The organism is Anaerocolumna sedimenticola (genome assembly GCF_009931695.1).
Classification (GTDB): domain Bacteria; phylum Bacillota; class Clostridia; order Lachnospirales; family Lachnospiraceae; genus Anaerocolumna; species Anaerocolumna sedimenticola.
The window spans coordinates 3,137,414-3,148,014 of sequence record NZ_CP048000.1 but is presented as its reverse complement, the minus strand read 5'-3'; the positions used below and the strand labels follow the sequence as shown (position 1 = coordinate 3,148,014).

11 protein-coding genes are annotated in these 10,601 nt (G+C 36.4%); 1 reads left to right on the top strand and 10 read right to left on the bottom strand.

What is annotated here, in order from left to right; translation table 11 throughout:
- Nucleotides 1–7 precede the first annotated feature (7 nt).
- From Ana3638_RS13930 to Ana3638_RS13900, 7 genes are all read right to left on the bottom strand, one after another.
- On the bottom strand, nt 8–328 hold the full coding sequence (locus tag Ana3638_RS13930) for a V-type ATP synthase subunit F (protein WP_161838567.1): 321 nt from the start codon (nt 326–328) through the stop codon (nt 8–10).
- Nucleotides 321–1,289: a V-type ATPase subunit gene (locus tag Ana3638_RS13925; protein ID WP_161838566.1), complete on the bottom strand. Its 969-nt coding sequence runs from the start codon at nt 1,287–1,289 to the stop codon at nt 321–323. Before Ana3638_RS13925 ends, Ana3638_RS13930 begins: the two co-directional genes overlap by 8 nt.
- A gap of 28 nt (nt 1,290–1,317) precedes the next feature.
- The gene (locus Ana3638_RS13920) at nt 1,318–1,914 is read right to left on the bottom strand and encodes a V-type ATP synthase subunit E (RefSeq protein WP_161838565.1); all 597 of its coding nucleotides are present in this window, start codon (nt 1,912–1,914) and stop codon (nt 1,318–1,320) included.
- A 19-nt stretch (nt 1,915–1,933) separates the two neighbouring features.
- Nucleotides 1,934–2,416 carry a V-type ATP synthase subunit K gene (locus tag Ana3638_RS13915; protein ID WP_161838564.1) on the bottom strand — a complete coding sequence of 161 codons (483 nt, stop codon included), beginning with the start codon at nt 2,414–2,416 and terminating at the stop codon, nt 1,934–1,936.
- Nucleotides 2,409–4,424: a V-type ATP synthase subunit I gene (locus tag Ana3638_RS13910; protein ID WP_161838563.1), complete on the bottom strand. Its 2,016-nt coding sequence runs from the start codon at nt 4,422–4,424 to the stop codon at nt 2,409–2,411. The genes Ana3638_RS13915 and Ana3638_RS13910 overlap by 8 nt, the downstream gene beginning before the upstream one ends.
- A 62-nt stretch (nt 4,425–4,486) precedes the next feature.
- Nucleotides 4,487–4,795, bottom strand: coding sequence for a hypothetical protein (locus Ana3638_RS13905; protein WP_161838562.1), 309 nt, complete (start codon nt 4,793–4,795; stop codon nt 4,487–4,489).
- A 161-nt stretch (nt 4,796–4,956) separates the two neighbouring features.
- A complete protein-coding gene (locus Ana3638_RS13900) occupies nt 4,957–5,568 on the bottom strand; it encodes a DedA family protein (protein WP_161838561.1) in 612 nt (203 codons plus the stop codon).
- A 340-nt stretch (nt 5,569–5,908) separates the two neighbouring features.
- Here Ana3638_RS13900 and Ana3638_RS13895 point away from each other — a divergent pair, with 340 nt between their 5' ends.
- Nucleotides 5,909–6,115 carry a heavy-metal-associated domain-containing protein gene (locus tag Ana3638_RS13895; protein ID WP_161838560.1) on the top strand — a complete coding sequence of 69 codons (207 nt, stop codon included), beginning with the start codon at nt 5,909–5,911 and terminating at the stop codon, nt 6,113–6,115.
- A gap of 637 nt (nt 6,116–6,752) precedes the next feature.
- On the opposite strand, the gene Ana3638_RS26270 is transcribed toward Ana3638_RS13895, so the two are convergent.
- The 3 genes from Ana3638_RS26270 to Ana3638_RS13885 form a co-directional block, all read right to left on the bottom strand.
- A complete protein-coding gene (locus tag Ana3638_RS26270) occupies nt 6,753–7,235 on the bottom strand; it encodes a cytochrome P450 (RefSeq protein WP_330587570.1) in 483 nt (160 codons plus the stop codon).
- Entirely contained in the window at nt 7,208–8,044 is an 837-nt protein-coding gene (locus tag Ana3638_RS26265) for a cytochrome P450 family protein (protein ID WP_330587569.1), read from the bottom strand. Before Ana3638_RS26265 ends, Ana3638_RS26270 begins: the two co-directional genes overlap by 28 nt.
- Before the next feature lie 274 nt (nt 8,045–8,318).
- Nucleotides 8,319–10,532, bottom strand: a complete 2,214-nt coding sequence (locus Ana3638_RS13885) for an alpha-galactosidase (RefSeq protein WP_161838559.1) — start codon at nt 10,530–10,532, stop codon at nt 8,319–8,321.
- Between the last annotated feature and the right edge of the window lie 69 nt (nt 10,533–10,601).

The following is a 10,601-nucleotide window of genomic DNA, read 5'->3' as shown; positions in this document are numbered from 1 at the left end:
ATTCTCCTTAATTGTTGTTAAAAATAATATCGGAACCAACTGCCTGTTCAACAGATTTTTTAACACTTAACATACCCATACCAGTATTACCGGATACTCCGGGAATCGGTATAATCGCTGGCAGCCTTTCCGTACGGTAATGCTCTATTTCTGTTTCCAGTTTTGCCTGAAGTGCTTCTGTAATATAAATAACCGCATATTGTCCTTCTGCAAGTTTTTTTAATTTTTTGGCAGCATCCTCTTCATTACTGACAGGATAAGTATCCAGTCCCAAGGCAGCAAAACCATAAACACTGTCGCGATCACCTAAAACTGCTATCTTATACATACATTTCCCTCAATCTTTCCCGAATCGATTCTTCCGGCAGATCATTTAACTTACCGGAAAGCAAAATCCGAACTGATTTAATCTCATTTTCCCGTGCCAATATATAAGCCGCTATGGGAGAAAGGGTAAATGAGTTATATTTCTGCGGTTTTATATGCCTTATTATCAGGTTGTCACACCACCGGTCAAAAGAGGATAAGGATTCCTTAATTGCCTGCACTGCATCGGAATAAGCGGTATTACTCAGATAGTCATAGATTTCTTCTTCCCCGCTTTGCGCCGCTTCAATTAATTTCTTCCTGTCAAGGCTGGTACAATCAGCAATTGCCCTCTCCAGGAATTCCCTCTTTTTACCGGTTTTATAACTTCTTATAGCTATATTAATATCAGCGGAAGCAACTTTAAGTTCTGCATATTCATTCAACAAATCATTTCCTGAGGTTTTTCCGCTTTGATAGATTGATTCTAACGCTGCCTTGTCTATAATGACATCACACAACTGGCTGTCACCGGTATGAAACTGCACTTGGTAAGCCTCCTCCGCACAGGCGGACATTCGTTTTGGCAGTGTGGAAAAATCGTGTTCCATAACTGCTTTTAATATAGACTCCGGTGCAATAGTCCCACGGGAAATAAAAATTCCGGGTACCTCCTCATTCATATAAACTTGTTTAATCGCCGCTTTTAGATTATGAAAATCATTTCCATACAAGAAGGTATCAAAAACGGATGTGTCTTTTACCAGCTCTTTTATTGTATCCCAGATTTTCTCACGTTCCGATTCCAATAATTGCTCAGCCGTTAAATCTCCATTCCTGCCCCAACCCTTATCGGACAGCAGACGCAGGCAATCTTCGAAAGACTTACAGGCTAGAAGCTGATCAAAAAAAGTTTTATCCAGCAAGGAAAGTTCTAAAGAACGTATACGCGCTACGGCATATATATATTGGTTATCAGCCATATCAACACTCTACCTTTCTACCGTATTCCTAATCAAATAGGATTTCACTGACTTTATCCTGCAGGTTTTCTTTTGCAGCGGCAAATAAAGCATCAAAGGAACAGTTTATTTCCACATCACCATATACCAATATAAATCCGCCGTTTATATTAACCGTTTCACCGGCTAATGTTAAGGATGCTCCCGCTTTTCCTGACAGGCCGATTTTCATTAATTCATCAAATTGTTGCGGCAGGCGTTTATAGTCGGTATCAGAAAACAGGATATATCCCGCCCCAGCCAGTGCATGCTTTTGAATCATTTTGATTATTACATCAAAATATTCCTTATCAGGTAAGCTTAAAAGAGAGGCTTTTGCATTAATTATAACTTCACCAATAATTTCCTGTTTAGCTTTTAATATTAACTTCTTTTCCTGTAAGTTTGCAGCAGATTCAGCACGGCTTAAACTTGACTGAACATCCAGTTTTGAACGTTCCGTTATTTCGGCGCACATTTTTTCGCCTTCAGCACGTGCATCAGCCATAATCTCATCGGCTTTTTGTTTTGCTTCAGCAAGGATTTGGTCTGCAGCAGAAACGGCATCCTCTTCGATATGCTTTAATATCTTATCTAATCCAGTCATCGTTTAACTCTCCTAACTGTTATAAGTTTAATGCGGACACTCCATTCACTGCCAGCATGGATATAAGCAATGCGAAAATAGCGTAGGTTTCAACCATTGCGGGGAAAATCATAGATTTACCGAATTGCTCCGGTTTTTTAGCTACGATACCGATACTTGCTACAGATGCTTTTGCCTGGCTGATTGCTGAAAAGTAACCTACAAAAGCCATAGGGAGGCAGGCTGCCAGATATAAAAATCCTTTTGCCAGGGAAATATCACTGCTACCGCCTAAAACACCGATCTGAGACAATGTAATAAAGGCAATTAATAAACCATAAATACCCTGTGTTCCGGGAAGCAGCTGTAAGATTAATACTTTACCGAATTTTGACGGGTCTTCCGTTACAACCCCGGCTGCCGCCTGACCTGCGATTCCTACACCCTGAGCAGAACCAACTCCTGCCAATAATGCTGCTAATGCCGCTCCTAATAAAGCAAATACTACTCCTAAATTATTCATTATTTCTCTTCTCCTTAAATTTGTAATATTTTGTTTTCGCACTGAACGGTTTAAATTTACGACCGCCGCCTTCATAAAACTTTCCGAAAAATTCCACATATTGCAAACGATTTGTATGAACATATGCACCCAGTGCATTAATACCTATATTTAAGGTATGTCCTAATGCAACAATTAAGATAAATGGTATGATACCGATGACACTGCCGGCTGCCATTCCTGCCATTTTATTAATAACGTTACAGATTACACCGGTTGCAAGACCAAGTGCTAATAAACGTGAATAGGACAATACATCACTTAAATAACCGGAAATACCATATAAAGCATATGCTCCCTTTAAAAATCTCTTAAACGGATTTTTTGATTCACGCCCATTGGTTAAAACAATTCCACAAGAAGCTATTACTGCCAGAATACTGCTAATATTAATAATCACTGATGATATTCCCAAATCAATTCCGAATATATCAATTATCATTTGTGTTGATAACAGAATAATAATTGAGCAAATTAATAATACCAACCAGAAGACTACATCATAAATTAAAGCTTTATAGTCTTTTTTGCGGATGCACATATAAAATTTAATTCCCAGGCCTGTAAATATATGGATAACTCCCAGCAACATAGAAAATACCAGCATTCGCATAGGCTCATTTACCGGAAAAAACCATAAAGGGGGGATTGTTACCTTATAACCAAAAAAAGTTTGAGAAATAACATCAATCAGATCACCAAAATAACTGCCGAACATTACACCCCAGAATATAGTGGAGATTCCGCAGAATAAATACATTCTCAGCGTTTTTCTCATAGAATCTTCCAGCGCATTTTTAAATTTAACTAACCCAACTGTACAGCCAGCCGCCATGATCGCACCGTATCCGGCATCCGAAAGCATTAATCCAAATAACATATAATAAAATAATGACATAATAAAAGTTGGATCAACATCATCTTTACCCGGCGGGCTAAATGCTTCCACCGTACCCTCAAGAGGACTGCTAAAACCATTGTTACGAAGTAATATGGGTACTTCCTCATCCTCTTCCGGATCAGAAATATCAATAGCAATAGCAAACTTCTTGTTAAGAAAATCAGATAACTCCTGCACTTCATCTTTTGCAATATAGCCGTTCAGTACAAAAACTTTGTTCGACTGTATCAAATGACTGATTACTTCGTATTTTTCCGACCTGATTGCTTCATAATCCTGCAAAAAACAGATTTCACTTTTTAAAGTATTGTATGATTTAATTTCTTCTTCCGATTTAACAATTACAGCTTCAGACTCTTTCATCATATTATTTAAAACTTGTAAATACTCTTTCGCAGCTTTATCATTCTGGGTATTCGGATAAGAAAAACCGATTGTTCTTAACAATTCAGAAACAGCTTCGGCCCTTGGTTTCAAACACAGAACAAATATACAGGTTTGATCACGTGATGTACTGATGATTTCAACATTAAGGGGACTTTGCCCGGCAAGTTTTTCATAAATCATCTCTAATGTCCACATATTGGGTAAAGTACCGATAAAACTGCTGGTGGATTTCGTCCCTGTGAAGTTCATTGGTATATCCAGCGCCAGCCAAGGTGAGAGCATCTCAGCCTGAGCCTGCAATCTGAGTATTTCTGCCTTATTCTCTGCAATGATTTTTGCCAGAGACAGGATTCTTTCTGTAGTATGAACTACCGAATTATATTTCACTCTAAAATTATCATAAGCATCAGCAGTTACTTCTGTTCTGCCATTTAAAGCATCTAGTATGGACTTTTTCTCCGGAACATACTGATCAAGAATTAACAGCGCTTCTCTCGCAGCATTTTTATTTTTCTCTAATAAATTCTCTGCTGCATGAACATCTGACTTATGAAATAAACTATCTTCCGGTAATACATCATTTATTTCAATTACCCCACGGCGTTGCAATAGTTCTAAAATCTGCTTTCGCTCTTTTTTTAAGGCACATATACAAATACGCTGCATTTGCAGCACTGCCATATAACAAACACCTCCTTTAGTAATTCTTATGTTAGAATTAACTCATCTGACAGGCAGTTGAGTTATATTACTTCCGAAAGAACAAGCTCAATTGCATTTTGTTCTTTACTTTTTACTATTTCTTTTAATAAAAGTATTTCTTTCTCTGCTTTTTGTACAGCAGTTACCATAAGTTCTTCCCCATGAAGCTGTGCCTGTTCCAAATCTTTTTGAGATTTAGCCAGTACTTCCTTGGTCATTGATGAAATTAATTGTTTAGCATCAATATTTGCTTTTTGTATCATTGTTTCTGCTTTCTGAATTGCCTCCTTTTCAATTTTAACAGCTTCCTGCTCTGCCTGGCGAACAGCTTGTACTATTTCGTTAGCCACATTTTCACCTCCAAAATAAAAACGGTAGTAATGTAAAACTGTTATATTTTAATATCATACAGATGAAATAGATATATCTGTATATATGATATTTCTAACCAAATATTATTTAGTAATTACTTTTTTAAAAATTAATTCTTAATTTACTTTTTAAATATTATTTATTTTCCAAGTCTTTTCTTAAGATAAAGGTAAGCAATAACAACAGCAATAACACCTAATACTATTACCGTAATCTTCGTATACAGGCCGGTTCCTGCTACGATCTTCTCCCAGGAAGAACTTGCAGCTACACCTAAATATACTAAGACCGTATTCCAAATAAAAGAACCGGCAGTCGTTAAGATAAAAAATAATCCGAATTTCATTTTTGCCATACCTGCAGGTATGGAGATTACACTGCGGACAATTGGAATACAGCGGCAGATAAATACAGTGTTTTTTCCTTTACTGTTAAACCAGTCGCATGCTTTAAAAACATCTTCTTTATTAAAATGAAGTATCTGGCCAATTTTACCATCTAAAATCTTTCCCAGCCGTTCAGCAGAAAGTATATTTCCGACACCGTACAATACACAGGCTCCTAATAAAGAACCGAAAGTAGAAGCAATAATAACTCCGAACACTTGTAAATCTGTATAAGTTGTCATAAACCCACCGAAAGTCAGAATAACTTCTGATGGAATTGGTGGAAAAATATTCTCCAAAGCAATTAATAACGTAATTCCTAAATAACCAAACTGGTTCATAAAATCAATTATCCAATCCTGCATGTTTTTCTCCTTAAGCTAAAATTATGAGCCAATAAATAACCCTTGTTTCAATTATATTGTATAGATTGACTTTTTACAACCATGTTTTCATCCAAATTCTGTTTAATATTTAACATAACTTTTCCAATTTATATAAGAATTATTTCCATTTATAGAATCTTACATATGAACGAATACTATTCATGTTAAATAAAATTATTAAATACAAGCTGATAAATTAAAGGAATATTTTATTTTTTAATTTTTATGAATCCTATTTTTTAGATAATTACGAAACTATAATTTGCAAAACTTTATAGTTTCGCATTACCTAATCATATTTTTAGAAAGGAGTAACTGTATGAATAAAGTGCACTATAATGTTTCCGGATTATTAAATGAAAAAATGAAAACTCAGGTAAAAAATGTTTTAAATAAAGTTGAGGGAGTAAGCTCCATTGATGTGGATCTTGTAAGGGGGACCATTGAAGTGGGATATAATGAAACTACCGATACCAAAGAAATAACAGACGGAATTGAGCGGGTTGGATGTAAAATAGAGGAATGATTTGTTAATATAACCACAATATTATACTTGCAAAGTTATAATTAACTATCGAAGCAGAATAATTATTCTCTGTTTTTTTACTATCGCGGCAGTAAGTTTTAAGAGTATTATAATTAGATGTTGAATTAGTAATATCAGAAATTACCAATATATTACATTTTCTGTAATGTATAATAAACCTCGAATTTGATATAATAAGGAATGGATACAAAAACAAATTTTTTTATGAATCTGATTCATAAGATGGATTTTGTAGAAGTATCCTTCCGATAGAATTTGAAATTTTGTGGTTTAGTCTCAGAACTGCAAAAGAAAAGTTTTTTACCAAAACTGTAGGAGATGGTTGTCTTGGACTGGCTTAGTGTCACAAAAAATTACTATTTCAGATGATGTTGGTAAGACTTAATTTTAATCGAATGAAAACTGAATATTGAGTGAGACACAAAAATAAAAGCAGGGATTTGAATTAATCCTTGCTTTTATTTATTTCCGCGAAAGTAAAGTGAGAGTTGGCAAGCTTGCTTGCAATAATTCCAATGCGCACGCGAACCGGAGAAACTCCCAATGCGTGTTTCTTCCGGTTAAAAAAGTAAGCTGTTGCAGCTTATAAAGCAGCAACAGTCTTGATGATTTAAAATCAATATATCCTTCTTACTTTATTAATTATAAATCTGCTTTTCGGAAGAGTCGGTATTCTTCTTAAAGGATAAGTTAAATTCTGTCTTGGTACATTATAATTCACTTTCGTTGCCAGATAACCTAAACTTACTTTCATTATTTCAACTACAACCATTTCACCGGGACAGCGGTGGCCATCATAATGGTCTCCTCCTCCCTGAGGTATAAAGCTATATGGATTTCCATCCCATTTACGGAATCTTTCCGGTTGGAATTCATACGGCTTCTTCCATAAACGTGAATCATGATCAATCCCATATACATCTAATAGTACCAACGTATTTCTTTTGAATAAGCAGTTACTCCATACAAAATCATTTCTGACCCTTGCACCTACAAATGGGGTAAAGGGAAAATATCTTCTGATTTCCTGGACAAACAAAAGATCGTAATTATCTTCATTTCTGGCAAGCTTTATTCTGCAATCCGGATGTTCATACAAGGCCAGAGCCCGAAAGTAATGTAAGTAGCAATAGCAACAATAGGCCTTACGATATTAATCAGTTCTACCGCCACTATTTGTGTATTTAACAATTTGCCCTTTAGCCCCCGGTGTCTGGCTATGGTATAAGCGGCCGTATTTTTGGCTGCCACAATTTTTTCCTGACGGATCTGAGTAATTATACCTCTTATCCAATTTTCTGTTCTTTTACGCGCACAACGTCCCTCATAATATCTGATACCGATTCCACCGAAACCATCGACCAATTTACCAAGGTCATCCGCCCGCAGTTTTACCTCCTTGGGACTTAATGGTATGCCTGCCCATTCACAGGCTATCTTGCACATTATATTCTGCACTTCGTCAAATAAAATAATCTGCTTAGGATTAAGAAAAGACTTATTCCTGGATTTCGTTTTCCGTTCCCATTCTTTTGCTGCCTTTTCCCAGTGCTTTCTTGTAATACTTTCCAGCCTTTTTAAATTATAGGGAGTCATAATTGACATAAACATTGCTTTACGGTGTTTATGGGCATTTCCGTCTAAAGCCTGCACTCCGTTTACACCAAATAAAGTTTTCTGCACCCGTTTGGGCGCTGCTCCTTTTCTTGTAAATTTCTGATTATCATAAAAGATTTTGGAGGCATCAACCCCACTGATGCAAATTACTTTTTCCCCTAATAACCTTGTTATGAATAGATCGGATTGATATTTTCTGCACCTATTTGGAATAAATTCATACCCTTCCATTAATAAAGCCATACTGTTATCTAAGGTTTTATCTTTTGGAACATTACCAATTACATTCATTTTTTATACCCTTTCTTTTCACTTTCTGTCGTGCTGAACCTTTTTATCTGAATTCTTTACGAGTTTCTGACCGATATTTTTATTATGTGTATAATGTGAAAATTAATACCAATTCACAAAATTAAAAGTACACTATGTTAACTTTGCAGCAGAACAAAAAGAGAGCCCGTTTTAACTTATCAAATATTACTTTAAAAAATAAGTTAAACAGGCTCTGATATATAATTTATGAAACTGTTTTTAGTTAATATTTCCTTTATTGTGTCTTGTCCAGTTATTTAACCTTAACAAAATCAAACAACAGGGAGGCAAAATCACCACCGGTACGATTTAAATCTTTGCGGTTAATGATAATACCTATATTCATCAATTCATCCCCATAAGCTTCCATGGTTTTTCCAAGGCTTGAAACCTGATATAAAGTACTCTCATCCAAACCTTTTATTTGTAAGCGCAGCCAGCTGGCATTTACTTTATTTAAACGCTGGTAATAACCTGCAATCGCTTTGGATTTATCATCGGATACCACAATCCATGCAGTGTCATTCCCTTCAAACGGACTCTTTAGTCTGTAAAAATTGCCCTGCTGGATTAAACTACGGTTTTCCTTATAATAGCGTACCTGTTCTTTTACTGCTTCAATTTCTTCCTCAGTCAGTTTATTTAAATCCAACTCATAACCAAATGCGCCGAAAAATGCCACATTAGCTCTGGACTGAATCGGTGTCAATCTTCCAAGCTGATGATTTGGAACAGCAGATACATGAGCACCTATACTGGATAAAGGATAAACCATACTGGTGCCATATTGAATTTTTAGTCTTTCATTGGCATCTGTATCATCACTGCACCAGGTCTGTGGTGCGAAATATAACATACCAGGATCAAAACGTCCGCCCCCGCTGGCACAGGATTCAAATAAAATATCCGGAAATTCCGTAATCAACCTTGTATATAAGTCATATACACCTAATATATACTTATGCATTACCATACCCTGTTCTTCCGGTAATGCAGCCCTTGAATAACATTCCGTAATATAACGGTTCATATCCCATTTAATATAGGAAATTTTTGATTCCCTTATAATACCTGCAATCATGGAATGAATATAATCCACTATTTCTTTTCTTGAAAAATCCAATACATGCTGAGTACGGCTTAAGCTTTCAAACCTGCCAGGGACAGAGATAATGTAATCCGGATGATTGCGGTATAAATCGCTGTTTTTATTGGTCATTTCCGGTTCGATCCAAAGTCCGAACTTCATACCCATAGCTTCAATTTTCTCAGATAAACCACTGATACCGTTGGGCAGTTTTCTTTTATCTACAAACCAGTCACCCAGGCTTTGTTTATCATCGTCTCTTGTACCAAACCAGCCATCATCTAATACAAATAATTCTACTCCTACGGATTTTGCTTTTTCTGCGATCTTCAAAATAGATTCTTCATTAAAATCCATATAAGTAGCTTCCCAATTATTTAACAGGACAGGACGGGCTTTATCCCTCCACTTTCCTCTTACCAGTCTGGTTCGGTAAAGCTTATGATAGGTCTGACTCATCTTATTTAATCCCTGATCGGAATATACCATAACTACTTCGGGCGTCTGGAACGATTCTCCTGTATTTAAAGGCCATTCAAAATTATTGGGGTGAATTCCGAATAAAACCCTGGTCATATCATGGGTGCAAACTTCGACCTGGGCCAGGAAGCTTCCGCTGTAAACGAGGCTGAAACCATATACTTCCCCCGTGTGTTCTGTTGCTTCCGGACGTTTCAGAGCAAGGAAAGGATTATGTTCCGTACTGCTGGCACCACGCATACTGTATACGGACTGAACGCCCTGTTCCAATTTTCTCAGCTTAACATAGCGTTCTCTTGCCCAGGCCCCAGCCAGATGAAGCATCTCAAAATCCATGTCAGGCAGGTCGATACTGGCACTCATAGCATTGGTAAGGCAGATGGATTCCGTTCCCTCCTGAATAAATTTAGCACTCCTTGTTATTACCGGCAATTCGGCATATATGGTATAAAAAAGCAATAACCTGGTATTGGTCAGCTCATCAAATAACTCAATTTCAAGGCTGTCGGCTTCCCCTTCTTCTTCTACATATACTGCAGGAAGAGGTTCTATCTTTTTCTTTCCCTTATAAATGTTATGGCCGATATATTCAAAATGGCTGATTCTGCTTCCATTATTCTGTTTTATTTCAAAAGCCGGATAACGGTAATCTCCGGTACCATAAGAAGGATATTCCTGTTTGGTGTATTGTAAATAAAGCTTTGATGGTTCAGGCAAATGGGATGCCGCTTGGCTTCGTTTCATTTCCTCATGTAGATGGGCAAAAGAATCCCTATCTATAACTTTCTTTCCGTAATAAAGATTCCCCAGCTGATTATCTTCCATTATCTCAATAATATAACTGATTTCTTTATTATAAAGGTGGAATTCTTTTGATTGTTCATGATATAAAATTGGCATAGTTTTCTCCCTTATATAATTTTGTCATATTTATAATGTGTAACTTATGTCAGTTCAACCTTACAAGTA

What these genes read in the sequence shown, in the direction of transcription:
- Ana3638_RS13910 (WP_161838563.1), bottom strand. Translation starts at nt 4,424, where the DNA reads ATGGCAGTGCTGCAAATGCAGCGTATTTGTATATGTGCCTTAAAAAAA.
- Ana3638_RS13930 (WP_161838567.1), bottom strand. Translation starts at nt 328, where the DNA reads ATGTATAAGATAGCAGTTTTAGGTGATCGCGACAGTGTTTATGGTTTT.
- Ana3638_RS26265 (WP_330587569.1), bottom strand. Translation starts at nt 8,044, where the DNA reads ATGAATGTAATTGGTAATGTTCCAAAAGATAAAACCTTAGATAACAGT.
- Ana3638_RS13895 (WP_161838560.1), top strand. Translation starts at nt 5,909, where the DNA reads ATGAATAAAGTGCACTATAATGTTTCCGGATTATTAAATGAAAAAATG.
- Ana3638_RS13915 (WP_161838564.1), bottom strand. Translation starts at nt 2,416, where the DNA reads ATGAATAATTTAGGAGTAGTATTTGCTTTATTAGGAGCGGCATTAGCA.
- Ana3638_RS13885 (WP_161838559.1), bottom strand. Translation starts at nt 10,532, where the DNA reads ATGCCAATTTTATATCATGAACAATCAAAAGAATTCCACCTTTATAAT.
- Ana3638_RS13920 (WP_161838565.1), bottom strand. Translation starts at nt 1,914, where the DNA reads ATGACTGGATTAGATAAGATATTAAAGCATATCGAAGAGGATGCCGTT.
- Ana3638_RS13900 (WP_161838561.1), bottom strand. Translation starts at nt 5,568, where the DNA reads ATGCAGGATTGGATAATTGATTTTATGAACCAGTTTGGTTATTTAGGA.
- Ana3638_RS13925 (WP_161838566.1), bottom strand. Translation starts at nt 1,289, where the DNA reads ATGGCTGATAACCAATATATATATGCCGTAGCGCGTATACGTTCTTTA.